We start from the raw sequence: 26,516 nt of genomic DNA on the forward strand, positions 1-26,516 counted from the left end.
AACTTCCTTCCGCATCCAACCGCCGAAGCAATCAGTGCTGAAGCCGTTTCAGCGAAGCCTTCGATTATGACTCAGTTTTTACAACTTCGTCAAGTCCGAGGGACTTTTTTCTCGACTTTTCAAACCACCCCGAAGAGCCCTGTCTGACGAAACGCTCAGTGCGTTTCCTGCCGAGCCCACGAGTATATGCCATTTTCGGCGTTCTGCGAGACGCTGGCGAAAAAAGTCAATCGGACACTTCCCTGAGTGCTCGCGACAAGCGCACTCGCCCTGCACTTGCGTGTGAATGCGTTCAGGGGAGTCACCGCGGCATTCACCACGGCTCACAGCGAAACGTCTCGCTTCCGCGTCTCGTTTCTCTCGCACCGCAACGCATCTCTCATCGTCGTCCGGCTCTCCCCATAAGAGCGCACTCGCCAGAAACAAAAAAGCCCGGCACGGGGCCGGGCTTGAATGTGACAGCGAAGCCGATCAGTGGAACTGTTCTTCTTCGGTCGAACCCGACAGCGCCTTGACGCTGGACGAGCCGCCCTGGATGACGGTGGTCACGTCATCGAAGTAGCCAGCGCCGACTTCCTGTTGGTGCGACACGAAGGTGTAGCCCTTGTCGCGCGCCGCGAATTCCGGCTCCTGCACCATGTTGACGTAGTGCTTCATGCCTTCGCCGCGGGCGTAAGCGTGGGCGAACTGGAAGGTGTTGAACCAGTTGACGTGGATGCCAGCCAGCGTGATGAACTGGTACTTGTAGCCCAGGGCCGACAGGTCTTCCTGGAAGGAAGCGATCTGGCTGTCGTTGAGGTTCTTCTTCCAGTTGAACGAGGGCGAGCAGTTGTACGACAGCAGCTTGCCCGGGCAGGCGGCGTGCACGGCTTGCGCGAATTCACGGGCGAAGCCGATGTCCGGCACGCCGGTTTCGCACCACACCAGGTCGGCGTAGGGCGCGTAGGCGACGCCGCGGCTGATGGCTTGTTCCAGGCCGTTCTTGACGCGGTAGAAGCCTTCTTGCGTACGTTCGCCGGTCAAGAAAGGCTTGTCGTTGGCGTCGTGGTCGGAAGTGATCAGGTTGGCGGCTTCCGCATCGGTGCGGGCCAGCACGATGGTCGACACGCCCATGACGTCGGCTGCGAAGCGGGCCGAGATCAGCTTTTCGCAAGCCTCTTGCGTCGGCACGAGCACCTTGCCACCCATGTGGCCGCACTTCTTGACGGCAGCCAGCTGGTCTTCGAAGTGCACGCCGGCAGCGCCCGAGGCGATCATGTTCTTCATGAGTTCGAAGGCGTTGAGCACGCCGCCGAAGCCGGCTTCCGCGTCAGCGACGATCGGCAGGAAGTAGTCGATGAATTCCTTGTCGCCCGGGTTGATGCCACGGCCCCATTGGATTTCGTCGGCGCGCTTGAAGGTGTTGTTGATGCGACGGACCATCGTCGGCACCGAGTCGTACGCGTAGAGCGACTGGTCGGGGTACATCGTTTCGGACGTGTTGCCGTCGGCGGCGACTTGCCAGCCCGACAGGTACACCGCTTCGAGGCCGGCCTTGGCTTGCTGCATGGCCTGGCCGGCGCTGATGGCGCCGAATGCGTTGACGTAGCCCTTCTTGGCGCCGCCGTTGATCTTTTCCCAGAGCTTTTCCGCGCCGCGCTTGGCGAGCGTGTGCTCGATCGGCAGCGAGCCGCGCAGGCGCACGACGTCGGCCGCGCTGTAGCCGCGCTTCACACCCTTCCAGCGGGGGTTGGTGGCCCAGTCTTTTTCGAGGGCGGCGATCTGTTGTTCGCGGCTCAGTTGTTCGGTGATGGTTTGGGGCATGGTCACTCCGGAGTTGGTTGATGGGTCGGCGCAGCGCGCCTTGGGGGTTTACTGTAGCGGCATTGCCGGGTCTTATGTCTTATAGAAGACATAAATTTCCATCAACAAAATCAATAAGTTACGAAAACTTCTCTCAATGTGAAAAGAACTCTCTCATATTGAGAAAAAATATTGCGGCGCAGCACCATCGCTTTTCACGATGCGCAATGACTTCCTTTGCGGTGAAAAGGAGGCAGGCTGCTCACCATGCGCGATACGCACTACTCCGGTGGCTCAGCGAAACGGATGCTGAGAAAGCGCGAGGCGGGATGAGATTCGAGGTCGCAAGGTGCAGCGATGCCCGCGAGTACAGCGATCAGCGCCGCAGCCCGCCCATATCGGATGGATTGCGTCGACCCTGATGGCAGAGACTCAGCGGATCAGCCAGTCGCCACTGTCGATGCTGCGCCGCCCCTCGATGCGGCTGGGATGGATTTCATAGACAAGGCAACGCAGTCGCGCCGCACCAACCATCACATCGAGTTCGCGCTTGAGGTACTCGCCGCTGCCGTCAGCCATCACACCTTCGAGCAAGTCGAGTTCAACCTCCACATCCTGTGTGACTCGATAGACCTCGCCCACGATGCGCCCCTCCCCGCCCAGCACGGCACCGGGATAGGGGCCCAAGTCATACAGCGTGCCGGCGATGACGCCGTCGCCAACGCGCTGCGGCCGCGGGTGATATCTCGCGATGTCGTTGCTTCCGCCCGCACGCAAGGTGCCGTAGACGAACACGTGACGGTCTGCGAGGGGCGGTTGCGGCATCATCGAAATCTTTGTCCTGAACGGCTCGCAGTCTATTGAACTCCCCGCATCCCACCGGCCAGCGCCTGCTGGCGTACGGCTGCCTCGCGCTTTGCATGTCGATGGTTGGCTCCTATGTCGCCCTTTCCAAGCCGCTGGTTGCGGCTTTTCCGGTCCTGCTTCTGGCGTGGCTTCGCTTCGGCATCGCGGGGCTCGCGATGCCGCACTGGCTGCGTCGCCCTCCCGACGAGGCACCGATGTCGCGACGCACGCACGGCCTGGTGTTCCTCACGTCGTTCTTCGGCAACTTCCTGTTTTCGATCTGCATGCTGTTCGGCGTGAGCATGACGAGTGCGGTGTCGGCCGGCGTGATCATGGCGACGCTGCCGGCCGTGGTGGCTGTGGCCAGTTGGTTGTTCCTGCGTGAACGGATCACGCCCCGCATCGCGATGGCGATCGCCTGCGCGGCCTTGGGCATCGGCCTGCTCGCTCTCACGCCGGCGCATGCCGCGGCGCCGGACGCGCCAAGGGGTGCGATGCCAGTCCTCGGCAACCTGCTGGTGTTCTGCGCGGTGCTGTGCGAGGCGGCGTACTCGGTGATCGGGAAGTCGTTGACGGGCAAGCTGGGGCCGAGGCGAATCTCGTCGCTGATCAATCTCTGGGGCTTCGTGCTCTCGACGCCGTTCGGCATCTGGTACGCCTTGCGCTTCGACTTCGGCGCTGTGAGTGCGAGCATGTGGATGCTGCTTGTCGCCTATGCACTGGCCGCGAGCATCTGGACCGTGTGGCTCTGGATGACGGGACTGCGCCATGTACCGGCCTCGAAGGCGGGTGTGTTCATGGTGATGTTGCCGGTCAGCGCGGCGCTCGTGGGCGTGCTGGTGTTAGGGGAAACACTGTCGCAATTGCAGGTGCTGGCCTTTGCGCTTGCACTGCTGGGCGTGGTACTCGCGACATGGCCCGCGCGCAGACGGTGAAAGCAGGCCGTTCTCTCCTCTGAAAAAACAACATCTCCCAATGAAAAAACCCTCATTTCCCTTGGAAACGCGTTTTTTCTCATTTAGCATTCGCGGTACCAGTGGATGCTCTGTTTTTCATTGGTGAATCTCTCATCCAAAACAAGGAAATCAATCATGGCAACTGCAAAGAAGGCTCCGGCCAAGAAGGCTCCCGCGAAGAAGGCTGCTCCAGCCAAGAAGGCGGCTGCTCCGGCAAAGAAGGCTGCTCCTGCGAAGAAGGCAGCTCCGGCGAAGAAGGCTGCTCCTGCGAAGAAGGCAGCTCCGGCCAAGAAGGCCGCACCGGCAAAGAAGGCAGCTCCCGCCAAGAAGCGCACTCCCAACGCTGCGTTCATGAAGGCCTTGACCCCCAGCCCGGCACTCGCCGCTGTGGTCGGTTCCACCCCGCTGCCGCGCACCGCCGTGGTCAGCAAGCTGTGGGACTACATCAAGAAGAACAACCTTCAGGACAAGGCCAACAAGCGCAACATCAACGCCGACGCCAAGCTGAAGGAAATCTTCGGCAAGCCGCAAGTGTCGATGTTCGAGCTCGCTTCGCTGATCGGCAAGCACGTCAAGTAAGCAGCAGGCGCCTCGTGCGCTTGCCAAGGAGAGCCGGCCTTGTGCCGGCTCTTTTTCGTTGAGGGCCGCCCTGCACCATGCAGGGCTCTCGCGCTCGCCAGAGCGACCTCAGGGGGCCGCTCCACGGACGTGCCCTTGGGGAGGGGCTATTTCTTCCCGAGCGCCGACTTCGTGATGCCGCTCAGCGTGCCGCGCGTGGTGATGATCTCGGGGTCGAGCGGTATCTCGATCAGCGTGCCGGTGTCGGCCTTCAACGCACGCAGCAGCGCCGCCTCGAACTGGTCGGTGGCAGTCACGCGCTCGGCCGCATAGCCGTAGGCGCGGGCGAGCGCGCAGAAGTCGGGGTTGCGCAGGGCCGTGCCGCTCACGTTGGTGGGGTACTCGCGCTCCTGGTGCATGCGGATGGTGCCGAACATGCCGTTGTTGAGCAGCACGATGATGCTCTTGCCGCCATGCTGCGAGGCCGTTGCAAGCTCCTGGCCGTTCATGAGGAAGTCGCCGTCGCCCGCGATGGTGAAGGCAATGCGCCCGCTCACGAGGTTCGCCGCGATGCCCGCGGGCACGCCGTAGCCCATGGCGCCGCTGGTGGGCGCGAGCTGCGTCTTGTGGCCCTTCACGAGCCCGTGGTAGCGGAAGAAGCGGTGCACCCAGCTCGCGAAATTACCGGCACCGTTGGTGATGGCGGCGTCTTCCGGCAGATGCTGCTGCAACAGTGAGACGACGGCTGCCATGTCGACCGCGCCGCGCGGGGCCTCGGGCGGGAGTCCGGGCAGCGGCTGGGGTTGTAGGTTGGCCTCGTAGTCGGCATGGGCTGCGTCGGTCCACGCCTGCCAGGGCAGTTCGGGCGGCGCGGTGAGCACCTCGAGGCTGCGGGCGGCGGCGCTCATGCCGGCGTTGATGGCGAGGTCGGCCTGGTAGACGCGGTTGAGTTCCTCGGCGCTGGCATGGATGTGGACCAGCTTCTGCTTCGGACGCGGGGCTTCGAGCAGGGTGTAGCCGCTGGTCGTCATCTCACCGAGGCGCGGGCCGATGGCGATGACGAGGTCGCTGTCCTTCACGCGTTGCGCAAGCTTGGGGTTGATCGCGATGCCGACATCGCCGGCGTAGAGCGCGTGGTGGTTGTCGAAGGTGTCCTGGAAGCGGAAGGCATTGCCGACCGGCAGTTGCCAGTTCTCAGCGAAGCGCTGCAGGGCCTGGGCGGCCTGCGGGGTCCAGCCGCTGCCGCCGGCGATGACGAAGGGACGCTTGGCGGCCAGCAACAACTCGCGCAGGGTGCGCAGGGCGCCGGGGTCGCTCCACGGCTGCACGGCCTCGACGCGCGGCAGGGGCTGCGCCGTGGTCATCGAGGTCAGCATGTCTTCGGGCAGGACCAGCACGACAGGGCCGGGCCGGCCGTTCATCGCGGTGGAGAAGGCGCGCGCCACGTACTCGGGGATGCGGCTGGCGTCGTCGATGCGCTCGACGCGCTTGGCGAAGCCCTTGGTGCTGGGGCCGAAGAAGCTGCCGTAGTCGACTTCCTGGAAGGCTTCGCGGTCGCGGAAGTCACTGCCCACATCGCCGATGAACAGCACCATCGGCGTGGAGTCCTGGAAGGCGTTGTGCACGCCGATCGATGCGTTGGTGGCACCCGGTCCGCGCGTGACGAAGCAGATGCCGGGGCGGCCGGTGATGCGCGCATGCGCGTCGGCCATGAAGGCGGCGCCGCCCTCCTGGCGATTGACGATGAAGCGGATGGCGTCGCCATGCGCGTGGAAGCCGTCGAGCACGGCGAGGAAGCTTTCGCCGGGCACGCCGAAGGCATGGGTCACGCCTTGCGCGACGAGGCAGGACACGAGCAGGTGGCCGGCCATGACGGGGGTTGGGGTGGCGCCGGCAATGGCGTCTTGCGGGAGGGTGGGGTTGGCTTGTGTCACGCGAGCCTCTGGAAGTGATGGCCGATTATGGGGAGCGCGCAATTCACCGTGGCCCCTCGGGAAAACGATGTGGCACCTATTAACGACGCGGTGAATTATGGCCGCCATGTTGAGTCCCGCAACCGTGTTGTCGACGACTGACGCAGCCCCTGTCGAACTGCGCAGCCGCAACGCGGACCGCACGCAGCAGGAGATCCTGAAGGCTGCGACGCAGGAGTTCTCGACAGCGGGTCTGGGCGGTGCGCGCATGGAGCGCATCGCGGCGCTGGCGGGTGTGAACAAGCGGCTGGTGTACTACTACTTCGAGAGCAAGGAACTGCTCTTTCTCTCGGTGCTCGAGGACACCTATGCGCGCATCCGCGCGGCCGAGCGCACCTTGCGGCTGGAGAACCTGGAGCCCGCCACGGCGGTGCGCCGTCTGGTCGAGTTCACCTGGGACTACTACCTCGAACACCCTGAATTCCTCGCGTTGCTGAACAGCGAGAACCTGCACCATGCCTGCCACCTGCAGCGCTCCTCGCATATCCAGGAGATGAACTCGCCGCTCGTGCAACTGTTGCGCGATGTGGTGGACCGCGGCCAGCGCGAGGGCTTGTTCCGCGAGGGCGTGGATCCGGTGCAGCTCTACATCTCGATCGCGGCGCTTTGCTATTTCTACCTGTCCAACAACCCGACGCTGTCGACGATCTTCGGGCGCGACTTGCGCACGCCGGCGGCCTTGTCGGAGCGGCTTTCGCACATGACGGATGTGGTGATGGGGTACCTGTTGCGCAAGTAGCAGTGCGGGTGGGCAATTCACCAGGGAGGTAACGACAACGGCGGAGATCCGATGGATCCGTTCGACTCGGCGTATTACCGGCACCACGGGCACCTGACGGTGAATGGCGTTTTCCACTCTGACGAGATGGACAGCGTCGTGCGTGACATCGAGGCCTGGGGCGAATCATTCCTGCAGACGCTGCCTGCGGAGCAGCGCGCCTGGTACATCGACGGCGGGGTGACCGCTCGCACGGTGCTGCGCAAGCTCGACAACCCGCATGCGCATCGGCCCGCAGTGCAGGCGCTGGCGCGCGACCGGCGGTTGCTGGACCTGGTGGAAGCCTTCATCGGGCCAGGCGTCTCGGTTTACTTCAGCCAGATCTTCTTCAAGCCACCGGAAGGCGGGGGGCCCAAGCCGGCGCACCAGGACAACTTCTACTTCGGGCCGGCCGACCCGGAAGGCGTGGTGACGGCATGGATCGCGCTCGATGACGCGACGCTGGAGAACGGCTGCCTCTACTTCGGCGACGGGACCAACCAGGGTCCGGTCTACGTGCACTTCGCACCCGAGGGGGAGCCGTTCAATCTTCAGATTCCGCCGGACATCCTGGCGCGGCAGCCGATGGTGCCGGCGCCGGTGCGCAAGGGCGGCGTGAGCTTCCATCATGGCAACACCTTCCACTGCTCCGGGTCGAACAACAGCAGCCGGTGGCGTCGCGCCTGCGCGCTGCATTTCGTGAGCGACGGGAACAGCTTCGACACGCCCGCCCTGCCCTACGACCATTCACTGAAGTTCCGGGTGTCATGAGATGAGGCACTGGATGCATCCGGCCGCGCGGCCGTTCTGGCTGATCCTGATCCTGCTGGTGCTGTGGGACATCGCGATCCGCTTGTTCAAGATCCCGCCCTACCTCATTCCGCCGCCGCTCGCGGTGGTCAAGCAGTTGTTCAGCGAATGGCCGATGCTGCTGCGGGAGATGATGCCGACGCTGTGGGCCACGCTGGGCGGCTTCGCGGCCTCCGCGATCATCGGCGTGCCGATCGCGATGTGGATCGCCTATTCACGGCTGGTGGAGAGCTTCGTCTATCCGCTGCTGGTGTTCTCGCAGTCGGTGCCGAAGGTGGCGATCGCGCCGCTGTTCGTGGTGTGGTTCGGCTTCGGGATCGTGCCGAAGGTCATTGCGGCCTTCCTGCTCGGGTTCTTTCCGGTGGTGGTGTCGACGGTGCAGGGCTTCAAGTCGGTGGAGCCCGATGTGATCGACCTGGCGCGGTCGATGGGCGCCAACGGCTTCAAGATCTTCCTCAAGTTCCGCCTGCCGCATGCGCTGCCGGCCATCTTCAGCGGGCTCAAGGTGTCGGTCACGCTGGCCGTGGTCGGCGCGGTGGTCGGCGAATTCGTCGGGTCCAACTCGGGCATCGGGTTCGTGCTGCAGCGCGCGACCGGGACATTCGATTTGCCGCTCATGTTCGCGGCGCTGGTGGTGCTGTCGATGATGGGCGTGGTGCTGTTCCTCATCGTCGAACTGGTCGAGCGCTGGCTGATGCCCTGGCATGCGTCGCAGCGCCATGACGTGCAGCAGGCCATGGCCTGACCCCCGATTTTCTTTCGCAACCTCAACCCACAGGAGACACAGCATGGAACGTCGCAACTGGATTCGGATGGTGGCCGCCGCGGCAATGGTGGCGGGGCTGGCACCGGCTGCGATGGCGCAGCAGCGCGACAAGGTGACGCTGCTTCTCAACTGGTATGTGTACAGCGAGCATGCGCCTTTCTTCATCGGCAAGGCCAAGGGCTTCTATGAGGCGGAAGGCATCGACCTGGACATCCAGGAGGGCCGTGGTTCGGCCGTGTCGATCCAGGCGGTGGCGGCGAACTCGGCCACCTTCGGCTATGTGGACGTGCCGACCATGATCAAGGCGGCGACCAAGGGCGCGCCGGTCAAGGCCGTAGGCGTCGCCTTGCAGGTGAGCCCGATGGCGGCCATGGGCTTCAGCGAGAAGAACATCAAGACGCCACAGGACATCGTCGGCAAGACGGTGGCCATGACGCCCGGCGATTCGATGAGCCAGATCTGGCCGCTGTTCCTCAAGAAGACCGGGTTGCAGGAGGGGCAGTACAAGGTGGTCTCGGGCGATGCGCAGACCAAGCTGAATGCCGTCATCAATGGACAGGCCGACCTGCTGCTGGGCTACGTGATGGACCAGAACATCAAGGTGCAGGACGCGACCAAGAAGCCGGTGACGGTCATCCGCTTTGCCGACTACGGCGTGACGCTGGTCAGCTCCGGCATCGTCGCGCACAAGGACACGCTGGCGAACAAGCCCGACCTGGTGAAGCGCTTCATGCGCGCGACGACCAAGGCCTTCGAGGAGACGGAGAAGGCGCCTGAAGCCGCGATCGACGCCATGCTGGCCGCCAACAGCAAGGCCGGGCAGCGCGACACGCTGATCGTCGGCATCAAGCTGACCACGCCGCTCTATCACTCGGCCGAGACGAAGTCGCAACGCCCGCTGCGCGCATCGATGAAGGACATCAACGAATCGCTGGACCTTCTGGTGCAGTACGGCGGGCTCGAGACGGCCTCGCGCGGCAAGGCGGAGGACTGGGTGACGAACGAATTCCTGCCGCAATGAGGGCAGCGCCAGGAGTGCGGACATGACCGCCATCGTCATCCCGCTCGACCCGGCCGAGCGCGCGGCGCAGTCGGTCGCGCCGGTGCTGATCGAAGGGCGTGGCGTGCGCAAGACCTACCGCACGCGCGACGGCGATGTGGAGACGCTGAAGCCGCTGGACTTCCAGATCCGCGCGGGCGAGTTCGTCTCGGTGATCGGGCCTTCGGGCTGCGGCAAGAGCACGCTCATGAAGATGGTGGCCGGGCTGCTGCCGATCAGTGGCGGCGAGTTGAAGCTCTCTGGCAAGGTGGTGAACGGGCCGCAAACCGACATCGGCATCGTGTTCCAGAGCGCCTTGCTGCTGCCCTGGCGCACGGTGATCGACAACATCCTGCTGCAGGCGGAGATACGCGGCCTGCCCAAGGTGGCCGCGCGCGAACGCGCCGACCAGCTGATGGCCATGGCGGGGCTGCAAGGCTTCGAGAACAAGTACCCGTGGCAGCTCTCCGGCGGCATGCAGCAGCGCGTCGCTATCCTGCGGGCCCTGTTGCATGACCCGCCGGTGCTGCTGATGGACGAGCCCTTCGGCGCGCTCGACGCGATGACGCGCGAGAAGATGAACGTGGAACTTCAGCGCATCTGGATGGCCGCCGGCAAGACGGTGTTGCTGATCACGCACAGCATTCCGGAGGCGATCTTCCTGTCGGACCGCGTCTTCGTGATGAGCGAGCGGCCGGGCCGCTTCGCCGCGGTGTACGACATCGATCTGCCGCGTCCGCGTGGACTCGACGTGATGGGCAGCGCGAAGTTCGCTGGCTACGCGAAGACGCTGCGCGCGCACTTCTTTGCACAGGGCAACCTCGACGCCCATTGAGCACCGGCATGGTTGACCTCTCCCTCTCGTCCGCACCCGCACTGCGGGTGCTCGAAGTGGACTGCGGCGTGCGGCCGATGACGCTGCGCCTGCCCTTCAAGTTTGGCGCCGCGACGCTCACGCGCTGCCCGCAACTCTTCGTGCGAGCCGTCGTGGACTGCGGCGCGCATGGCACCACGACCGGGTGGGCCGCCGAAATGATGGTGCCGCGTTGGTTCGACAAGCGCAGCGGCCCGAGCCATGCCGGCAACGTGCGCGACCTCCAACTGGCCGTGACCGCAGCAGTCGACGCCTACACCCACAGCGCCGCGCAGCCGGCCTTCGGGCTTTTCGAGCGCCACTACCCGGAGTTGATGGCGGAAGGTACCTTCCGGGATTCGACTGAGCTTTCCACCGCCTTCGGCCAGGCCGTGCTCGACCGCGCCGTGCTCGATGCGCTGTGCCGGGCCACGCGGACTTCCGTGTACACCGCCTTCCAGCGCAACCTGGTCGGTCTCACCGACACGGCCATCGCCGCCGACATGGCCGACTGGGACTGGAACAATTGGCTGGCCGCGCGCGTTCCCTCGACCACGCTGCACGCCCGCCACACTGTCGGCATGCTCGACGCGCTGGACAGCGATGCCGATGACCCGGCCGCGCTGCCCGTGGGCCTGCCTGCGATCGTGCGCCGCTACGGCCACCGCTATTTCAAGATCAAGCTCGGCGGCGATGTGGCCGCCGACCTGGCACGGCTCGATGCCGTGCTGGCCAAGCTGGACGCCGTGCAGCCCGGCCATTGCTTCACGCTCGACGGCAACGAGCAATATGCCAGCACCGACGGGCTGGCCGCGTTGTGCGACGGCTTGCGTGCCTTGCCTCGGCTGGCGGCGCGACCTGCAGCCCTGCTCTACATCGAACAACCGCTCGCGCGCGACGCCAGCCTGGAGGCCGATGTCGCCTCGCTCGACAGCCCCGCGCCGCTGCTGCTCGACGAAGCCGACGGCTCGCTCGATGCCTTCCCGGCGGGGCGCGCTGCAGGTTGGCGCGGAGTGTCCAGCAAGGGCTGCAAGGGCCTCTACAAGTCGATCATCAACCGCGCCCGCTGCGACCGATGGAATGCGCGGATGCCCGACGGACCTCGCTACTTCATGTCCGCCGAAGACCTGACCTGCCAGGCCGGCCTCTCCGTGCAGCAGGACCTGGCGCTCGCCGCGCTGCTCGGCCTCACCCATTGCGAGCGCAACGGCCATCACTACGTCGACGGCTTCGGCGACGCGCCGGAGCAGGAACAGATCGCCTTCGCCGTCGCGCACATGGGCTTGTACGAGGCGGCATCGGGTCGCACCCGGCTCGCCATCCGCGACGGCCGCATCGCCATCGACTCGCTCGCGCGCACCGGCTTTGCCTCCAGCGCGATCCCAGACTTCGACAGCCTGCGTCCATTGGCCGACGCGCCACTGCTCGTGTAGTTCCACCCTCCGGAGATAACGATCCCATGGCAACCCAACGACTCGGCATCATCATGAACGGCGTGACAGGACGCATGGGCACGAACCAGCACCTGATCCGCTCGATCTGCGCCATCCGTGCGCAGGGCGGCGTCGCGCTGTCGAATGGCGACAAGGTGATGCCGGACCCCATGCTGATCGGGCGCAACGCTTCGAAGATCGAGGCCCTGGCGAAGGCCCACGGCGTGACACGCTGGGGCACCGATCTCGACGATGCACTGGCCAATGCCGACGACACCGTGTTCTTCGATGCCGGTACCACGCTGATGCGACCGGCGCTGCTGGCCAAGGCCCTTCGCGCAGGCAAGCATGTGTATTGCGAGAAGCCGATCGCCACCAACCTCAACGAGGCCGTGGAGATCGCGCGGCTGGCGCAGGGCTCAGGGCTGAAGCACGGCGCAGTGCAAGACAAGCTCTTCCTGCCCGGCCTGCGCAAGCTCGACATGCTGCGGCGCGCCGGGTTCTTCGGCCGCATGCTGAGCGTGCGCCTGGAGTTCGGCTACTGGGTGTTCGAGGGCGACCTGCAGCCGATCCAGCGGCCGAGCTGGAACTACCGGCAGGAGGACGGCGGCGGCATGATCCTCGACATGATGTGCCACTGGCGCTACGTGCTGGACAACCTGTTCGGCGAAGTGAAGTCGGTGTCCTGCCTGGGCACCACGCACATCCCCAAGCGCTGGGACGAAACCGGACAACCCTATGAAGCCACCGCCGACGACGCGGCCTATGCGACCTGCCAGTTGATCGGCCACCAGGGCGAGCCCGTCATCGCGCAACTCAACATGAGCTGGGCCACGCGCGTGCGGCGCGACGACCTCGTGACCTTCCATGTCGACGGCACCGATGGCTCGGCCGTCGCAGGTCTTTCGGCCTGCCGTGCGCAATCGCGCGTGGCGACGCCGCGCCCGGTGTGGAATCCTGACGAGAAGCAAAGCATGAACTTCTTCGACCAGTGGCAAGAGATCCCGGATTCACAGGTCTACGACAACGGCTTCAAGATCCAGTGGGAGCACTTCATCCGCCATGTGGTGGAAGACGCGCCATATCGATGGACCTTGCCCGAGGGCGCCAAGGGCGTGCAGTTGGTCGAGGCTGCGCTGGAGAGCTGGAAGGAACGGCGCTGGGTGGATGTGTCGCCGATGCACATCTGAAGCGACATGACCCTGACGCTCAACCTTCCCGCCGCGAGCGGTGCGCTCGCGCCCTATTCGCTGCGAGGCGACGTGCCGGTGAAGCCGCGCGCCGGCATCGCGTTCAACCGCATCGCCTATTCGGCCGCGCACGTCGTCGCGGACCCGCTGGCCGCGGTCGATCCCTGGCTGCAGGCCGCGGTCGACTGGGACGCAACCCTCGGCTACCGCCGCCACCTGTGGTCGCTCGGCCTGGGCGTGGCCGAGGCGATGGACACCGCGCAGCGCGGCATGGGGCTGGACTGGCCGACCTCGTTGGAACTGGTCCGCCGCTCGCTCGATGCCGCGAAGGACGTGCCCGGCGCACTGGTCGCATCGGGCTGCGGCACCGACCACCTCGACATCGACAAGGTGAAAGGCGTCGACGACGTGATCCGCGGCTACGAGGAGCAGATGGCGGCGATCGAGGCGCTCGGCGGCAAGCTCATCGTCATGGCCAGCCGTGCGCTGGCCCGCGTCGCGACGAGCCCCGCCGACTACGAGCGCGTGTACGACCGCATCCTCTCGCAGGCCCGGCAACCCGTGCTGCTGCACTGGCTCGGCGACATGTTCGACCCAGCCCTTGCGGGCTACTGGGGCTCTCAAGATGTCGATACCGCGATGAGCACCGCGCTCGGCATCATCGCGGCGCACCCCGACAAGGTCGACGGCATCAAGATCTCGCTGCTCGACAAGGACAAGGAGATTGCCATGCGCCGCCGCCTGCCCCCAGGCGTGCGCATGTACACCGGCGACGACTTCAACTACGCCGAACTGATAGCAGGCGACGGCCACGGCAGCGAGCCCACGCACGGCCAAAGCGACGCGCTGCTCGGCATCTTCGATGCGATCGCCCCCGCCGCCGGCGCCGCGCTCGGCGAACTCGCGCAGGGCAACGTCGACCGCTTCCACGCGATCCTCGGCCCGACGGTGCCGCTGTCGCGCCACATCTTTGCAGCGCCCACGCGCTTCTACAAGACGGGCGTGGTCTTCATGGCCTGGCTCAACGGGCACCAGTCGCACTTCACAATGGTCGGCGGGCAGCAGAGCACGCGCTCGCTGGTTCACTTGGCTGAACTGTTCCGCCTGGCCGATGCGGCAAACCTTCTGGAGCAACCCGCGCTGGCCGTGCACCGCATGAAGACCTTGCTCGCGTTGCATGGCTTAGAGTAAGGCGATGCGCGATTTCTCCAACGACCACCACTGGCTTTCCATCAACACCGCGACCGTGCGCAAGCAACGGGGCGTCGAGATCCCGCTCGACCGCATCATCGACCAGTGCGCCGAGCGCGGCATCCGCGCCATCGCGCCCTGGCGCGACCAGGTCATGGCGGCCGGGCTCGACAAGACTGCGAAGCAACTCAAGGCACACGGCATCGGCCTCTCCGGCTATTGCCGCGGCGGTTTCTATCCGGCGCCCGACGCGGCTGGCCTGAAAGCGGCGCTCGAAGACAACCGGCGCGCCATCGACGAGGCCAAGACGCTGGACGCGCCGTGCGTGGTGCTGGTCGTCGGCGGCCTGCCCGGCGCCCTCGAAGGCAAGGTCGCCTACAAGGACATCGGCCGCGCGCGTAGCGAGGTCTTCGATGGCATCGCGGCCTCGCTCGAGTACGCACGCGAAGTCGGCATGCCGCTGGCCATCGAGCCGTTGCACCCCATGCAGGCAGCCGACCGCGCCTGCATCAACACGCTGGAACATGCGCTCGACATCTGCGACGCACTCGATCCGCAGCAGACCGGCATGCTCGGCGTGGCACTCGACATCTATCACGTCTGGTGGGACCCGAAGCTGGAGCAGCAGACCGCCCGCGCCGGCAAGCAGCGCCTGCTCGCCTACCACCTCTGCGACTGGCGCACGCCCACGCGCGACCTGCTGACCGACCGCGCGATGATGGGCGACGGCGTGGTCGAGCTGAAGAAGGTGCGCGGCTGGGTCGAGACCGCCGGCTTCGAAGGCTTCTGCGAAGTCGAGATCTTCTCGTCGCTGGACTGGTGGCAGCGCAGCGGCGAAGAGACGCTGGACACCTGCATCGAACGGCATCGCAGCTGCGTTTGAGGCTATAGAGATCGGCCTCATGGCCACCCCGACCCTCGACAACCTGCGGCGCTACGCCATCGCGCGCACGCTGTTCAAGCCCACCACGCTGCCGCGCGCGATCCAGCGCCTGGGCTTCGTGCAGGCCGATCCCATCCGTGCACCGGCGCGCGCGCAGGACCTGACGCTGCGCCATCGCGTGAAGGACTATCGGGCGGGCGACCTGGAGCGCAGGTACACGCGGCTGGCCGTGGAAGAAGACTGCCTCGTCAACTACGGCTTCCTGCCGCGCGAGCACCTGACCCTGATGCACCCGCGCGAGTCGGCCCGCGTCTGGGACGCGGAGACGCGGCGCAAGGCGGAGGACGTGCTCGCCTTCGTGCGCGAGCATGGCGCAGTGCATCCGCGCGATGTCGAGCTGCATTTCGCGCATGGCCGCGTCCAGAACTACTGGGGTGGACAGAGCAACGCGACCACGCACTTGCTCGACGGCATGCACTACCGCGGCATGCTGCGCGTGGCCCGGCGCGAGAGCGGCACGCGCGTCTACGAGGCCGTGATGCATGCACCCGCCGACGACAGCCTGGCCGGTCGCGCCCAACGCGCCGGTGCGCTGGTCGACCTGGTGGTGCGCAAGTACGCGCCACTGCCGGCCGCGAGCCTCACTTACCTCGTGCGCCTCCTAGGCTACGGCGCGCCGCACCTCTCGCCCCAGACGCAGACCGCCCTGCAACATGCGCGCGAGCAACTGGCCTCCTGCCGCATCGATGGCACCACCTGGTACTGGCCGGCCGAGGAGAATCCCGCCTCGCGTCGCCATGCCCCCGATGAATCCGTGCGCCTGCTCGCGCCCTTCGACCCGGTCGTCTGGGATCGCCGCCGCTTCGAACTGCTCTGGGGCTGGGCGTACAAGTTCGAGGCCTACACGCCGGCGCCGAAGCGGCAATACGGCTACTACGCCCTGCCTCTGCTCTGGCACGACCGTGTGATCGGCTGGGCCAACGTGGCGGCTGGCGAGGGGCGCTTGCAACCGAGCTTCGGCTACGTCGACCGGAAGCCGCGCGACGCGGCATTCCGCGCCGCGCTCGACGACGAGTTGCATCGCCTCGCGCAATTCCTTGCCCCTCGCTGACCCGCACGCCGTGGGGTCTTGCGCCCTGCGTGACAGCGGGATCCGGCGAGCGTGCCTAGAATCCAACCCGCTCCAGCGCAAGCCGGGGCGAAGCGTTCTCAGGGCGGGGTGCAATTCCCCACCGGCGGTGATGGCGGCGAGAGCCGCACAAGCCCGCGAGCGCCTGGCCTCTCCCGAGGTTCAGGGTCAGCAGATTTCGGTGCGATTCCGAAGCCGACGGTTGGGTACTGCGCAAGCAGTACCCTAAAGTCCGGATGAAAGAGAGCGCGAACCGCAGGCCGGGCTGCGCGCATTCGTCGCGCGGCCTTGCATGTGTTTTCGTGCGCCCTGATTCATACAACCTGCTTTGCAAAAGAGGCACCATGAGTCAGATCAACGACCTTCCCCTTTCCGCCATTCCGTCCGACGCCTCGCGCGGACTGCGCATCGCCTTCGTGCAGGCGCAATGGCACTCCGACATCGTGCACCAGGCGCGCGATGCCTTCCTCGACGAGATGGAGCGCCAGGGCTTCGCCCGCGATCGCATCGACGTCGTCGACGTGCCGGGCGCCTTCGAGATTCCCCTGCACGCCAAGCGGCTCGCGTTGTCGGGCCGCTACGCCGCAATCGTCGGCTGCGCCCTGGTGGTCGACGGCGGTATCTACCGGCACGAGTTCGTCGCCAACACGGTTGTCAGCACGCTGATGTCGCTGCAACTGGAGACCAACGTGCCGATGCTGTCGGCCGTGCTCACGCCGCACCACTTCCACGAGCATGTGGAGCACCGCAAGTACTTCCACCGCCACTTCGCCATCAAGGGTACCGAGGCGGCGGATGCGTGCATCAAGACGCTGCAAAGCCTGAGTCTGGTCGAGACACTGACGACGGCCTGAGCCTTCCGTACGCACCCACGCCGCAGCGCGAAAATGGCGAGATGAGCACCACCACCATCTTCCACAATCCCAACTGCGGCACCTCACGCAACGTGCTCGCGATGATTCGCGAGCACGGCATCGAGCCGGAGGTCGTCCAGTACCTCAAGACGCCCCCGACGCGAGAAACCTTGCAGGGACTTGCGACCGCCATGGGCACCACGGTCCGCGGCCTGCTGCGCCAGAAGGGAACGCCCTACGACGAACTTGGCCTGGACGACCCGAAGTGGACCGACGCGCAACTGCTCGACTTCATGCAGGAACACCCGATCCTGCTGCAGCGCCCCATCGTCGTCACGTCGATGGGCACGCGGATCTGCCGGCCGAAGGAAGTGGTCAACGAGATACTGCCGCCACTCTGAGTCAGCTTGCAGCCCAACGAAAAAAGGGCCGGCGCATTTCCAGCGCCGGCCCTTTTGACATTGAAACGATCGTGATCAGGCGGAAGCAGGCACCAGCAATGTCCGCCGCACGCGCCGCACATTGAACGCGCTGGCAATCAGCACACCCTGCGTCAGCGCCAGGCCGAGGATCACGCTGAGGTACTGGCCCCGATCCATGAGCGGCCCGAAGATCAACGGCGCCACCGCCTGGCCGATGTCCAGGCCGGCATACACCACGCCATAGACCCGCCCGGTCGCATTCGGCGGCGTCGACTTCTTGACCAGCAAGTCGCGCGACGGTCCCGCAATGCCCGATGCAAAACCCATCGCGCCGAACAGCACCGGCACCATCGCCGCCGGGAAGCTGGCAAAGGCCAGCACCAGCGCCAGCGCCGCCGCGATGCCGAACCCCGTGCCCACGATGCGCTCGCAGCGCGTCGGATCGGAGGCCAGGAAGCCGCCCACCACCATGCCTGCCGCGCTCGCCACCATGTAAACGGTGAGGCACACCGCGACCACCGCCACCGGCACCGCATGCAGATGCCCGGCCGCCACCGGCGCGAAGGTCTGCACCACGCTGATCACCATGGCGTAGAAGAAAAAGAAACCGAAGCACATCCACACGGCGGGGATGCGCAGGAAGTCGAAATCACCGCCTACGTGCGCACCGTCGGCGTGGCCCGTCGCCTTGTGCACTTCCTTGACGTCGAGCGCCAACTCCTTGCGATACAGCCACAGCACCAGCAACACGAGCAATGCGACCGCACCCGCCGATGCCAATGCCACCCGCCACGAGAAGGCGATGGCTAGCGGCACCACGAAGGCCGGCGCCAGCGCCCAGCCCAGGCTGCCGGTGATGCCGTGCACGCTGTAGGCATGGCCCAGGCGCGAGGGGGTCACCTTGCGGTTGAACAGCGTGTAGTCGACCGGATGGAAGACGCCGTTGCCCATGCCCGCGAACACTGCGCAGGCCAGCAGCATCCAGTAGCTCTGCGCCAGCGCATAGCCGATGGACGCCACACCCAGCAGGCCCAGCCCCACGAACAGCACCGGCCGCGGACCCAGCTTGTCGACCACGAAACCGGAGGCCGCCTGCACCACACAGGAAACCACGAAGAACACGGTCAGCACCGCGCCCAGTTCCGTGTAGCTGACGTTGAAGGCGTCCTTGAGCCAGGGGAAAAGCGGCGCCAGCGTCAGTTGGCTGAAGTGGCTGATGGCGTGGGCCAGGCCGACCAGGCCGATCAATTTGGCGTCGGAGCCCAGGCTGGGTTTGGCGGCGGTGGCGTCGGAAGCGGCGGTCATGTCTGGCTACAAATTCGAGGGCGGACTCTGATGCTAGCCGGGCCAGCAGCGTCAGAATGGCGATAGAGGGACAACAATTGTCGCAATCATGCCAAGCACTGAAAGCCCCGACAGACTCCGTGAATTGCCGCGCAGCACGGCGACCGCACCGACCAACAGCGTCGGCCCGCTGACGCCGCACCTGTACGCGCCGGACGCCGTGCGACCGCTGCGCGCCAAGGAGCACTTCCTCAAGGCCGACACGCTGGTCGAACTGCACCAGCATCCGTGGCCACAGCTCACCTTCTCCACGCGCGGCGTGATCCGCCTCAGCACCGAGGATGGCAGCTACATCGTGCCGCCCTCGCGTGCGCTCTGGGTGCCGGCCAACATGCCGCACAGCATCACGCTGATCGAGGATGCCGAGTTGCGCACGGTGTACCTGCACGGGTGGATTGCGCCGAGTTGGGAGCGCTGTGAGGTGCTGGAGATCAGCCGGCTGCTGCGCGCCCTCATGCTCGCGCTCGACACCACGCCCGATGGCCTGCCGCCCGCCGACCCGCACGCCGCCCAGCGCGAACGCTGGATCGCGCCGTTGCTGGTCGACGAACTGGAGCGCGCCACGCAGATCCGCATCGACGTGCCGCTGCCCGCCAACAAGCGCCTGCGCCAGTTGTGCGAAACCATGCTGCGCGCGCCCGCCAGCCGCGCCACGTTGGCCGAGCGGGCGCATGCCATCGGCGCCAGCGAGCGCACCGTGGCGCGCATGTTCCGCGATCAGTTGGGCATGAGCTGGCAGCAATGGCGCCAGCAGGCCGTGATGGCCCATGCGCTGCCGCTGCTCGCGCGCGGCATGCCAGTCAGCCAGGTCGCCACGGCCAGCGGCTATGCCACCGACAGCGCCTTCTGCGCCATGTTCAAGGCCGCGACCGGCCAGTCGCCCACTGCTTTTCAACACAAGAAGAAGTCGTAAGGCCACACAACCCAGGAGCTCGTCATGAAGACTCGCATCGCTCTCGTCGCCAGCCTCGCCATCTGCGTTGCCGGCACTGCTTCGGCTGCCGACCTGCTGGGCACCCTCAAATCCCAGGCCGGAAACTTCTCGATGCCCCAGATGGATTCCAGCACCATGGGGAATGCGGCCGGCGTGCTGCAGTACTGCGTGAAGAACAACTACTTGGCCGGCGGCGACGCCACGGCCGTCAAGGACAAGCTGATGGGCATGGTCAGCGGCCAGCAGCCGCAGCAGGCCGGCTACGCCAGCGGCGCCAAGGGCTTGCTGCAAGGCACGGATGGCAAGTCCTTCGACTTGAAGAGCGTCTCGGGCCAGCTCAAGACGAAGGCTTGCGACTACGTGCTGAAGAATGCGAAGTCGCTGGTGTGAGCTGATGCGCCAGCGTCCTGAATCCTGATGTCGCCATGGAAACTTCCGCCGAAGAAGACCAGCGCCTGCATCGACTCAACGTCGACAGATTGCTCGATCTGTGCGAACGCGTCGGCGCCGAGGCCGCAGCCGAGGGCCTGACCGACGACATCCTGGAAGAGTTGCTGACCACTGATGACTGAGTACCACGCCGACTGCGGCCGGTGAGTACCTCTGCGGAACTGGTGCCAGTCGGCGCCGCCGTTCATTTCCTCTCGCGCAATGCCGAGGAGCGCGGCGCCACCTTCCTCCTCGTGCGGGTTACCCTCCCGCATGTGGCGCATCACTTTGTGACCGGCCGCTCCGGGTAAATTCTTGCCGCTCATGAACTCGACCTCCGACAGCCCCGCCCCTTTGCGCCAGCGCCTCGCCCGCTTCATGCCCTGCCTGGGCTGGCCCCGCCCAAGTCGCCATCTGCTCCACACCGAAGCCCTGGCCGGCATCACGGTCGCTCTGATGGTGCTGCCGCAGGGCGTCGCCTACGCCGCGCTCGCGGGCATGCCGCTGGTCACCGGCGTGTATGCGGCGTTGTGGCCGGCGCTGGTGGCGGTGTTGTTCAGTTCGTCGCAACGCCTGTCGGTCGGGCCGACCGCGCTCACCAGCCTGCTGGTGGGCGCCTCGCTGGCGCCGCTCGCCGTGGCAGGCAGTGCGGAATGGGTGGCGATGGCGGTGTGGCTCACGCTGATCTCCGGCGCCATCCAGATCGTGATCGGCGCGGGTGGTTTTGGCTGGATCCTGCGCCTGGTCAATTCGCCGGTGCTGAGCGGTTTCACGCAGGGGGCGGCCATCCTGATCGCGCTGTCGCAACTGCCTTCGCTGCTGGGCTTTACCGGCCGCACCGTCATGCAGGCGCTGCAAGGCGGCACACCGCCGGACTGGACCGCCATGGCCTTCGGCCTCGGCAGCATGGCCGTCATGTGGCTGGGCAAGCGCTGGGCGCCCAAGTTCCCGACGACGATGGCGCTGGTCGCGGGTTCGGCCGCCATCAGTCATGCGTTGAGCTACGCGCTGTTGGGGGGCGCCGTCGTGGGGGCGCTGCCATCCGGCCTGCCCTCGCTTTACCTGCCCGATTTCTCGTCCTTGCACCAGATTTCCGCGCTGTTGCTGCCCGCGCTGATGATCACGCTGGTGAGCTTCCTGGAGACGGCCTCGAGCGCCAAGATCGACAACGCCCGCGCCGGCACGCTCTGGAACGAGAACCAGGACCTGATCGGTCAGGGCCTGGCGAAGGTGGCCTCCGGCCTGACCGGCGCCTTCCCGACCAGTTCCTCCTTCTCGCGCTCGGCCATCACGCTCTATGCCGGCGCGCAGACCGGCTGGGCCACACTGTTCAGCGTGGTGTTCGTCGCCATCGCGCTGCTGTGGCTGATGCCGCTGATGTACCACGTGCCGCAGTCGGTGCTGGCGGCGGTGGTGATGACGGCCATCCTGGGGCTGCTGAAGCCGCGCACCTTCGCGGCACTGTGGAAGGTGTCGCGCGTGGAGGCCGGCATCGCGTTCGGCACCTTCCTGCTGACCATGGCCACCGCACCGTCGATCTACTGGGGCGTGCTGGGCGGCCTGCTGGCCAGCCTGGCCAACTACATGTACCGGCATCTGCATCCGCGCATCATCGAGGTCGGCCTGCACGGAGACGGCAGCCTGCGTGATCGCCACCTGTGGAAGCTGCCGATGCTGGCCCCCAATCTCTATGCGCTGCGCATGGATGCGGAGCTGGACTTCGCCTCCGCCAGCACGCTGGAGCGGGCCATTTCGGAAGTCATCGCGGCGCGGCCCGGCCTGACCGACGTGTGCCTGTTCGCGCAGCCCATCAATCGCATCGATATCACGGGCGCGGAGGTGTTCGGCTCGATCCGCCGGACGCTGGAGAACGCCGGCATCCGGCTGCACCTGAGCGGGCTCAAGCTGCCGGCGCAGCAGGTTCTGGAACGCGCGGGCCTGCTCGCGCCGGGACCGCTGCTCTTCGTCTATCGCACGGATGCAGACGCACTGGCAGCATTGACAAGCCAACCGGCGTAGGCTGGGCCTCATGTCGATGAACGCTTCACTGCGGTTTTTGTTGCTGCGCGCGATGTTCCCCGCCGTGGCGCTGCTCTCGGCCTGCGCGGGCCAGGTCAATCCAATCGTCGATGAAGAAAGTGTCGAGGCGTTCTCGGCGCAGACCCCGGCGCGCATGAACGCCACGCCCGCCGACTACCGCGGCAACGATTGCTACATGCTCGGCCGCTTCCTGGGCGTCATGCAGCAGGGCTACCGCGTCACCGTCGGGTTTCCGCAGAAGGTCTACGGATGGCATGTCGATGCGATCCAGCAGGTGCAGCAGGAAAAGGGGTGTGTCAACGCCAAGGCGGGGACGTCGTCCAACCCCGTGATCAGCGGGCAGTTGGGCGTGCAATTCCAGGCCGTGACGCCCGCCATGGCGACCACGCTCGGCATGCGCAGCGCGTATGGCGCACTGGTGGTGGAGACCCCCGCCGGGCAAGCCGGCCTGCGCACACGCGACGTTGTTGTCGAGATCTCAGGCCAGCGCGTGCAGACGCCGGTCGAGCTGCAATCCATCGTGAGCCTGATGGCACCGGGCTACAAGGCGCCGCTGGGTGTCTGGCGCGACGGTGCGCTCGTCAAGATGAGCATCGAGGTCACCGTGCCCGGATCGGCCGTGGTGCAGGCGGCGAAGTAGGCCTGCACCCGATGGCTACAAGGTCATCATGATCTCGAAGCCGCCCCAGAACATCCGTTTGCCGTCGAAAGGCAGCTTCGACGCGTCCATCCACTCCTTCAGGCGCGGGTCGGCCATGACCTTGGCATTGACTTCGTCGCGCTTCGATCGCGACTCGAAGACGATCCACGAGAACACGACCAACTCGTCGTCCTTCAACTGCACGGCCTGCGGAAACGAGGTGTGCTGGCCGGGCTGCACATCGTCCGCCAGCGCCTCGCGGTATTCGATCGCACCATGCTCGCGCCAGATGGCGCCGACCTGGAACGCCATCGCGCGGTAGGCCTCGACATTGGCCTTGGGCAGGGGGAGGACGTATCCGTCGACATAGGCCATGGATTTCTCCTTTCAATCCCCGCACGCTACGGCGTCCGGCCCGGTCGCGCAAGCAATTCAGTGCGGCACATTCGCGTCACGCCGCATCCCGTCGCACCGCCGTCAGGGCCACCGCCATCAAGGCGACGCCCGCCATCTGCACCCCGCTGAGCGCGCGCCCGTACACGGCCCAGTCCATCAAGATCGCCGCGGCCGGGTAGACAAACTGCAGCAGCGCGATGCGACTGGTTCCGAGGCGGGCCATGCCGCCGTACAGCACCACATAGGCCAGGCCGGTGTGGATGGCGCCCAGGCCCATGAGCCAGCCCCAACTGGCACCGAACGCCGGCCAACCGTGCAGGAGGGGCCACCATGCGAGCGCCACGGTGCCCACCGCGCATTGCCACCAGGCCAGCGCGAAGGAACTCAGGCCGCGGGCCAGTTTGGCGATCAGCGTCACGCCGGCATAGCTGAGCGAGCCACCCAGGCACATGGCCAGGCCGACCAGGTAGTCGCGCTGGTGCAGGTTGCCGGCCCCGCCGCCGTCGAACAGCCCCGTCGCCAAGGCCAGGCCACCCAGCGCCAGCAACGCTGCGCCGGCCTGGCGCCACGACACGCGCTCGCGCAGCCACCACGCGCCGAGTGCCAGCACCCACAGCGGCTGCACATGGAAGACGACGGTGGCCACGCCGATCGAGGTGCGCTCGATGGCGCCGAAGAACAGTGCCCAGTTGGCGATCACCAATGCACTGGCGGCCAGCGCTGCCACGAGGGCCGTGCCACGCAGGCGCAATTCGCCGAGGCGCCCGGTCGCGGCGCCCCACAGCAGCAAGGCCAGTCCGCCGAAGGCGCAACGGAACCACACAGTGGTCAGCGGGTCCTGCCCGGCTTCCTCGACGAACACGCCGAGGGTGCCCAGCAAGAGGCCGCCGCCGACCATCATCGCCACGCCCTGCCGCTCGCGCGGGGTGGTGGCTGACGCGCCGGCGAGAGGCACGAGCGGGAGAGAAGGTGTGATCAGCTTGTCCATGAGCCACATTGTTCGGCGCGGCCCATGCCGCGACAAGCGCATTGTTCCGACTGCTACCATTCGATCATCGAATAATGGAGCGCATCGCATGCCCGCCGCCGACCTGCAACTCGATTGGGTCCGCGCCTTCGTCGCAGTGGTCGACGCGGGCTCGCTGACCGCGGCCGCGCCGCTGGTGCACCGCTCGCAGTCGGCGCTGAGCATGCAGCTCAAAAAGCTGGAGGACGCCGTCGGCCGCCCGGTGCTCAACCGCGGCCCGCGCCACCTGGAGCTGACGCCCACCGGGCTGGAGTTGTTGGGCCACGCGCGTCGGCTGCTGGAGGTGCATGCGCAGGCGCAAGCGGCCTTGCACGGCCCGACAGTCACCGGCCGCGTGAGCCTGGGCGTGCCCGACGACTACGCCGCCGCGTACCTCACGCCCGTGCTGCGCAGCTTCGGCGCACGCCATGCCGCCGTCGAGATCGACCTGGTGTGCGAGCAATCGACCACCTTGCTGCCGAAGATCTCGCGCGGCGAGATCGACCTGGCCGTGGTGTCGAGGGATCGCGCGAACCGCGGCACGCTGTTGTTTCACGAGCCGCTGGTGTGGGTCGGCTCGCCGCAGCACGAGGCCTGGCGGCGCGACCCGCTGCCCATCGCCGCCTACGAGGCCGGCAGCATGGCGCGCCGTGCTGCGCTGGCCGCCCTGGCGTCCCAGCGGCGCGCCTACCGCGTGGTCTACAACAGCGCGAGCCTGGCCGGACAGTTGGCTGCCGTCGAGAGCGGACTTGCGATTGCAGTGCTCACGCGCTGCAGCATGCCACCGGGCCTGCTGCAACTGCAGGAGAAGCACGGCCTGCCCGCCCTGCCCTCGATGGAAGTGGCCGCGCTGCGCAGCCGGGCCTCGGCGGGGTCGGGCGCGGTCGACGCGCTGCACGCGGAGGTGTTGCGCACCTTGCGGCGCAACGGGTGAACGAAGCCGATTTCGCCGGGACTACTTCGGGGCCATCGTCGTCAGCACCGCAACGCTCATCGCCTCGACACTGGTCTTGATCGACGGCTCCGGCACCGGCGCGAAGAACGGCGAGTGATTGAACGCGAGGGGCTTGCCGCCTGGCTTCATCGAGGCAGCCACGTCTTCCGGCGAAAGCACCCCGACGAAGAAGAACATCGACGGGACACCGGCGTTCACGAACTCCGAGAAATCTTCGCTGGCGGAAATCGGCGGCACCGCGACCACCTTGGGATCGCCGAACGCGGCCTTGAGTGCGGTCACGGTGCGTTTGACCACGACCTCGTCATTGACGACAGCAGCCCCGCCGGGCACGAGTTCAACCGCAGGCTCCGGCGCACCGCCCATCATCGCGGCCGCATTGGCCGTGCGACGAATGCCGGCCAGCAGCTTTTCGCGCACCTGCGGGCTGTAGGAGCGCACGGTGCCGCGCAACACCACCGTATCGGGAATGATGTTGCCGACGGTGCCACCCTGGATCGCGCCGATCGTGACGACGCCGAATTCCGCCGGGTCCTTCTCGCGACTGACCACGGTCTGCACGTCGGTGACAAAGCGCGCGGCGATGGCGATGGGGTCGATGGTCTTGTCCGGCGCGGAGCCGTGGCCGCCACGGCCCTTGAAGGTGATCTCGATCGAATCGGAATTCGAGCTGATCGCGCCGACCTTGTAGCCGACAAAGCCGTACGGCGATGGTGAGGTGTGCAATGCGAAGGCGTAGTCGGGCTTGGGGAAGCGCTTGAACAGGCCGTCGGCGATCATGGCCTTGGCGCCCGACACGGTTTCCTCGGCCGGCTGCGCGACGAACATCAGCGTGCCCTTCCACTGGTCTTTCATCGCCAGCAGCGTGCGCGCGGTGCCGACCCAGCTGGCCATGTGGATGTCATGGCCACAACTGTGCGCGACGAAGGACTCGCGGCCGTTGGACAGGGTCTTGGCCTTGCTCGCATAGGGCAAGCCGGTCTTCTCCTCCATCGGCAAGGCGTCGAGTTCGGTGCGAACGAGCACCGTCGGGCCGGCGCCGTTCTTGTAGATCGCGACCACGCCGGTGCCGCCGACCTTCTCGGTCACTTCGAAGCCGAGCTTGCGCATTTCCTCGGCCATCTTCCCGGCCGTGCGGACTTCCTGGAAGGCGATCTCCGGATTCGCATGCAGGTCCTTGTAAAGCGCTTCGAGCGAGGGGTACATGCCGCTGACGATGGGCGAGACCTGCGTGTGCAATGGCGAGGGCGTCTGCGCGCCCGCGGTTGAAGCAACGAAAACCGCGGCGAGCAATGCGCTGCGTTGAAAGACACCATGGATCATCTTGATT

At 66.2% G+C, this 26,516-nt stretch carries 26 protein-coding genes, 1 pseudogene and 1 riboswitch; of the genes and pseudogenes, 19 read left to right on the forward strand and 8 right to left on the reverse strand.

Annotated elements, in window-relative coordinates:
• Positions 1 to 471: 471 nt before the first annotated feature.
• Positions 472 to 1,803 (reverse strand): isocitrate lyase, encoded by a 1,332-nt coding sequence (gene aceA, locus WKW79_RS04140; protein ID WP_340333855.1) that lies wholly within the window; start codon positions 1,801 to 1,803, stop codon positions 472 to 474.
• Between the two features lie 411 nt (positions 1,804 to 2,214).
• Positions 2,215 to 2,607: a gamma-glutamylcyclotransferase family protein gene (locus WKW79_RS04145; RefSeq protein ID WP_340333856.1), complete on the reverse strand. Its 393-nt coding sequence runs from the start codon at positions 2,605 to 2,607 to the stop codon at positions 2,215 to 2,217.
• A gap of 95 nt (positions 2,608 to 2,702) precedes the next feature.
• Here WKW79_RS04145 and WKW79_RS04150 point away from each other — a divergent pair, with 95 nt between their 5' ends.
• Positions 2,703 to 3,563, forward strand: coding sequence for a DMT family transporter (locus WKW79_RS04150; RefSeq protein ID WP_340334606.1), 861 nt, complete (start codon positions 2,703 to 2,705; stop codon positions 3,561 to 3,563).
• A gap of 156 nt (positions 3,564 to 3,719) precedes the next feature.
• Positions 3,720 to 4,163 (forward strand): SWIB/MDM2 domain-containing protein, encoded by a 444-nt coding sequence (locus WKW79_RS04155; RefSeq protein WP_340333857.1) that lies wholly within the window; start codon positions 3,720 to 3,722, stop codon positions 4,161 to 4,163.
• Positions 4,164 to 4,309: 146 nt separating this feature from the next.
• Here the strand turns inward: WKW79_RS04155 and WKW79_RS04160 are convergent, their stop codons facing one another.
• Positions 4,310 to 6,013: a thiamine pyrophosphate-binding protein gene (locus WKW79_RS04160; protein WP_340334607.1), complete on the reverse strand. Its 1,704-nt coding sequence runs from the start codon at positions 6,011 to 6,013 to the stop codon at positions 4,310 to 4,312.
• A 169-nt stretch (positions 6,014 to 6,182) separates the two neighbouring features.
• Here WKW79_RS04160 and WKW79_RS04165 point away from each other — a divergent pair, with 169 nt between their 5' ends.
• The 12 genes and pseudogenes from WKW79_RS04165 to arsC all read left to right on the forward strand — a co-directional run.
• Positions 6,183 to 6,854, forward strand: coding sequence for a TetR/AcrR family transcriptional regulator (locus WKW79_RS04165; protein WP_340333858.1), 672 nt, complete (start codon positions 6,183 to 6,185; stop codon positions 6,852 to 6,854).
• 51 nt (positions 6,855 to 6,905) lie between these two features.
• A complete protein-coding gene (locus WKW79_RS04170; protein WP_340333859.1) occupies positions 6,906 to 7,643 on the forward strand; it encodes a phytanoyl-CoA dioxygenase family protein in 738 nt (245 codons plus the stop codon).
• 13 nt (positions 7,644 to 7,656) lie between these two features.
• The gene (locus tag WKW79_RS04175; protein ID WP_340333860.1) at positions 7,657 to 8,427 is read left to right on the forward strand and encodes an ABC transporter permease; all 771 of its coding nucleotides are present in this window, start codon (positions 7,657 to 7,659) and stop codon (positions 8,425 to 8,427) included.
• A gap of 43 nt (positions 8,428 to 8,470) precedes the next feature.
• Positions 8,471 to 9,469, forward strand: coding sequence for an ABC transporter substrate-binding protein (locus WKW79_RS04180; RefSeq protein ID WP_340333861.1), 999 nt, complete (start codon positions 8,471 to 8,473; stop codon positions 9,467 to 9,469).
• A 22-nt stretch (positions 9,470 to 9,491) separates the two neighbouring features.
• Positions 9,492 to 10,322, forward strand: coding sequence for an ABC transporter ATP-binding protein (locus tag WKW79_RS04185; protein WP_340333862.1), 831 nt, complete (start codon positions 9,492 to 9,494; stop codon positions 10,320 to 10,322).
• A gap of 8 nt (positions 10,323 to 10,330) precedes the next feature.
• Entirely contained in the window at positions 10,331 to 11,773 is a 1,443-nt protein-coding gene (locus WKW79_RS04190) for an enolase C-terminal domain-like protein (protein ID WP_340333863.1), read from the forward strand.
• Positions 11,774 to 11,799: 26 nt separating this feature from the next.
• Positions 11,800 to 12,963: a Gfo/Idh/MocA family protein gene (locus WKW79_RS04195; protein ID WP_340333865.1), complete on the forward strand. Its 1,164-nt coding sequence runs from the start codon at positions 11,800 to 11,802 to the stop codon at positions 12,961 to 12,963.
• Positions 12,964 to 12,969: 6 nt separating this feature from the next.
• Entirely contained in the window at positions 12,970 to 14,154 is a 1,185-nt protein-coding gene (locus WKW79_RS04200; RefSeq protein ID WP_340333866.1) for a dihydrodipicolinate synthase family protein, read from the forward strand.
• A 4-nt stretch (positions 14,155 to 14,158) separates the two neighbouring features.
• Positions 14,159 to 15,037: a sugar phosphate isomerase/epimerase family protein gene (locus WKW79_RS04205; protein WP_340333867.1), complete on the forward strand. Its 879-nt coding sequence runs from the start codon at positions 14,159 to 14,161 to the stop codon at positions 15,035 to 15,037.
• A 19-nt stretch (positions 15,038 to 15,056) separates the two neighbouring features.
• Positions 15,057 to 16,148 (forward strand): DNA glycosylase AlkZ-like family protein, encoded by a 1,092-nt coding sequence (locus WKW79_RS04210; RefSeq protein ID WP_340333868.1) that lies wholly within the window; start codon positions 15,057 to 15,059, stop codon positions 16,146 to 16,148.
• Between the two features lie 90 nt (positions 16,149 to 16,238).
• A riboswitch (FMN riboswitch) is annotated at positions 16,239 to 16,418 on the forward strand.
• A gap of 92 nt (positions 16,419 to 16,510) precedes the next feature.
• A complete protein-coding gene (locus WKW79_RS04215; RefSeq protein WP_340333869.1) occupies positions 16,511 to 17,020 on the forward strand; it encodes a 6,7-dimethyl-8-ribityllumazine synthase in 510 nt (169 codons plus the stop codon).
• 41 nt (positions 17,021 to 17,061) lie between these two features.
• A pseudogene (gene arsC / locus WKW79_RS04220) lies at positions 17,062 to 17,412 on the forward strand (arsenate reductase (glutaredoxin)); the annotation flags it as partial.
• A gap of 84 nt (positions 17,413 to 17,496) precedes the next feature.
• On the opposite strand, the gene WKW79_RS04225 reads toward arsC, so the two are convergent.
• On the reverse strand, positions 17,497 to 18,747 hold the full coding sequence (locus tag WKW79_RS04225; RefSeq protein ID WP_340333871.1) for an MFS transporter: 1,251 nt from the start codon (positions 18,745 to 18,747) through the stop codon (positions 17,497 to 17,499).
• 88 nt (positions 18,748 to 18,835) lie between these two features.
• Here WKW79_RS04225 and WKW79_RS04230 point away from each other — a divergent pair, with 88 nt between their 5' ends.
• Positions 18,836 to 19,699: an AraC family transcriptional regulator gene (locus tag WKW79_RS04230; RefSeq protein ID WP_340333872.1), complete on the forward strand. Its 864-nt coding sequence runs from the start codon at positions 18,836 to 18,838 to the stop codon at positions 19,697 to 19,699.
• Positions 19,700 to 19,723: 24 nt separating this feature from the next.
• Positions 19,724 to 20,110 carry a DUF2501 domain-containing protein gene (locus WKW79_RS04235; protein ID WP_340333873.1) on the forward strand — a complete coding sequence of 129 codons (387 nt, stop codon included), beginning with the start codon at positions 19,724 to 19,726 and terminating at the stop codon, positions 20,108 to 20,110.
• On the opposite strand, the gene WKW79_RS04240 is transcribed toward WKW79_RS04235, so the two are convergent.
• Positions 20,077 to 20,475, reverse strand: coding sequence for a hypothetical protein (locus WKW79_RS04240; protein ID WP_340333874.1), 399 nt, complete (start codon positions 20,473 to 20,475; stop codon positions 20,077 to 20,079). The two genes, WKW79_RS04235 and WKW79_RS04240, sit on opposite strands and share 34 nt — an antisense overlap.
• Here WKW79_RS04240 and WKW79_RS04245 point away from each other — a divergent pair.
• Together WKW79_RS04245 and WKW79_RS04250 are read left to right on the forward strand one after the other, a co-directional pair.
• Positions 20,474 to 22,168 (forward strand): SulP family inorganic anion transporter, encoded by a 1,695-nt coding sequence (locus tag WKW79_RS04245; protein ID WP_340333875.1) that lies wholly within the window; start codon positions 20,474 to 20,476, stop codon positions 22,166 to 22,168. The genes WKW79_RS04240 and WKW79_RS04245 overlap by 2 nt on opposite strands.
• 16 nt (positions 22,169 to 22,184) lie before the next feature.
• On the forward strand, positions 22,185 to 22,829 hold the full coding sequence (locus tag WKW79_RS04250; RefSeq protein WP_340333876.1) for a PDZ domain-containing protein: 645 nt from the start codon (positions 22,185 to 22,187) through the stop codon (positions 22,827 to 22,829).
• A gap of 15 nt (positions 22,830 to 22,844) precedes the next feature.
• On the opposite strand, the gene WKW79_RS04255 is transcribed toward WKW79_RS04250, so the two are convergent.
• Together WKW79_RS04255 and WKW79_RS04260 are read right to left on the reverse strand one after the other, a co-directional pair.
• Positions 22,845 to 23,204, reverse strand: coding sequence for a DUF1428 domain-containing protein (locus WKW79_RS04255; protein ID WP_340333877.1), 360 nt, complete (start codon positions 23,202 to 23,204; stop codon positions 22,845 to 22,847).
• A gap of 76 nt (positions 23,205 to 23,280) precedes the next feature.
• On the reverse strand, positions 23,281 to 24,213 hold the full coding sequence (locus WKW79_RS04260; RefSeq protein ID WP_340333878.1) for a DMT family transporter: 933 nt from the start codon (positions 24,211 to 24,213) through the stop codon (positions 23,281 to 23,283).
• A gap of 88 nt (positions 24,214 to 24,301) precedes the next feature.
• On the opposite strand from WKW79_RS04260, the gene WKW79_RS04265 reads away from it, so the two are divergent.
• Positions 24,302 to 25,165, forward strand: coding sequence for a LysR family transcriptional regulator (locus WKW79_RS04265; RefSeq protein WP_340333879.1), 864 nt, complete (start codon positions 24,302 to 24,304; stop codon positions 25,163 to 25,165).
• Between the two features lie 21 nt (positions 25,166 to 25,186).
• Here WKW79_RS04265 and WKW79_RS04270 read toward each other — a convergent pair whose 3' ends face one another.
• Positions 25,187 to 26,509: an amidohydrolase gene (locus WKW79_RS04270; RefSeq protein WP_340333880.1), complete on the reverse strand. Its 1,323-nt coding sequence runs from the start codon at positions 26,507 to 26,509 to the stop codon at positions 25,187 to 25,189.
• Between the last annotated feature and the right edge of the window lie 7 nt (positions 26,510 to 26,516).

The sequence above is a fragment of the Variovorax robiniae genome, from assembly GCF_037889955.1.
GTDB lineage: Bacteria > Pseudomonadota > Gammaproteobacteria > Burkholderiales > Burkholderiaceae_C > Variovorax > Variovorax robiniae.

Excerpts from the sequence above, each read along its gene's own strand:
- WKW79_RS04195 (WP_340333865.1), top strand. The coding sequence starts at position 11,800 with ATGGCAACCCAACGACTCGGCATCATCATGAACGGCGTGACAGGACGC.
- WKW79_RS04165 (WP_340333858.1), top strand. The coding sequence starts at position 6,183 with ATGTTGAGTCCCGCAACCGTGTTGTCGACGACTGACGCAGCCCCTGTC.
- WKW79_RS04240 (WP_340333874.1), bottom strand. The coding sequence starts at position 20,475 with ATGAGCGGCAAGAATTTACCCGGAGCGGCCGGTCACAAAGTGATGCGC.
- WKW79_RS04230 (WP_340333872.1), top strand. The coding sequence starts at position 18,836 with ATGCCAAGCACTGAAAGCCCCGACAGACTCCGTGAATTGCCGCGCAGC.
- WKW79_RS04245 (WP_340333875.1), top strand. The coding sequence starts at position 20,474 with ATGAACTCGACCTCCGACAGCCCCGCCCCTTTGCGCCAGCGCCTCGCC.
- WKW79_RS04185 (WP_340333862.1), top strand. The coding sequence starts at position 9,492 with ATGACCGCCATCGTCATCCCGCTCGACCCGGCCGAGCGCGCGGCGCAG.
- WKW79_RS04265 (WP_340333879.1), top strand. The coding sequence starts at position 24,302 with ATGCCCGCCGCCGACCTGCAACTCGATTGGGTCCGCGCCTTCGTCGCA.
- WKW79_RS04160 (WP_340334607.1), bottom strand. The coding sequence starts at position 6,013 with ATGGCCGGCCACCTGCTCGTGTCCTGCCTCGTCGCGCAAGGCGTGACC.
- WKW79_RS04215 (WP_340333869.1), top strand. The coding sequence starts at position 16,511 with ATGAGTCAGATCAACGACCTTCCCCTTTCCGCCATTCCGTCCGACGCC.
- WKW79_RS04210 (WP_340333868.1), top strand. The coding sequence starts at position 15,057 with ATGGCCACCCCGACCCTCGACAACCTGCGGCGCTACGCCATCGCGCGC.
- WKW79_RS04150 (WP_340334606.1), top strand. The coding sequence starts at position 2,703 with ATGTCGATGGTTGGCTCCTATGTCGCCCTTTCCAAGCCGCTGGTTGCG.
- WKW79_RS04270 (WP_340333880.1), bottom strand. The coding sequence starts at position 26,509 with ATGATCCATGGTGTCTTTCAACGCAGCGCATTGCTCGCCGCGGTTTTC.
- WKW79_RS04250 (WP_340333876.1), top strand. The coding sequence starts at position 22,185 with ATGAACGCTTCACTGCGGTTTTTGTTGCTGCGCGCGATGTTCCCCGCC.
- WKW79_RS04205 (WP_340333867.1), top strand. The coding sequence starts at position 14,159 with ATGCGCGATTTCTCCAACGACCACCACTGGCTTTCCATCAACACCGCG.
- WKW79_RS04225 (WP_340333871.1), bottom strand. The coding sequence starts at position 18,747 with ATGACCGCCGCTTCCGACGCCACCGCCGCCAAACCCAGCCTGGGCTCC.
- WKW79_RS04260 (WP_340333878.1), bottom strand. The coding sequence starts at position 24,213 with ATGGACAAGCTGATCACACCTTCTCTCCCGCTCGTGCCTCTCGCCGGC.
- WKW79_RS04255 (WP_340333877.1), bottom strand. The coding sequence starts at position 23,204 with ATGGCCTATGTCGACGGATACGTCCTCCCCCTGCCCAAGGCCAATGTC.
- WKW79_RS04155 (WP_340333857.1), top strand. The coding sequence starts at position 3,720 with ATGGCAACTGCAAAGAAGGCTCCGGCCAAGAAGGCTCCCGCGAAGAAG.
- WKW79_RS04145 (WP_340333856.1), bottom strand. The coding sequence starts at position 2,607 with ATGCCGCAACCGCCCCTCGCAGACCGTCACGTGTTCGTCTACGGCACC.
- WKW79_RS04235 (WP_340333873.1), top strand. The coding sequence starts at position 19,724 with ATGAAGACTCGCATCGCTCTCGTCGCCAGCCTCGCCATCTGCGTTGCC.
- WKW79_RS04170 (WP_340333859.1), top strand. The coding sequence starts at position 6,906 with ATGGATCCGTTCGACTCGGCGTATTACCGGCACCACGGGCACCTGACG.
- aceA (WP_340333855.1), bottom strand. The coding sequence starts at position 1,803 with ATGCCCCAAACCATCACCGAACAACTGAGCCGCGAACAACAGATCGCC.
- WKW79_RS04175 (WP_340333860.1), top strand. The coding sequence starts at position 7,657 with ATGCATCCGGCCGCGCGGCCGTTCTGGCTGATCCTGATCCTGCTGGTG.
- WKW79_RS04190 (WP_340333863.1), top strand. The coding sequence starts at position 10,331 with ATGGTTGACCTCTCCCTCTCGTCCGCACCCGCACTGCGGGTGCTCGAA.
- WKW79_RS04200 (WP_340333866.1), top strand. The coding sequence starts at position 12,970 with ATGACCCTGACGCTCAACCTTCCCGCCGCGAGCGGTGCGCTCGCGCCC.
- WKW79_RS04180 (WP_340333861.1), top strand. The coding sequence starts at position 8,471 with ATGGAACGTCGCAACTGGATTCGGATGGTGGCCGCCGCGGCAATGGTG.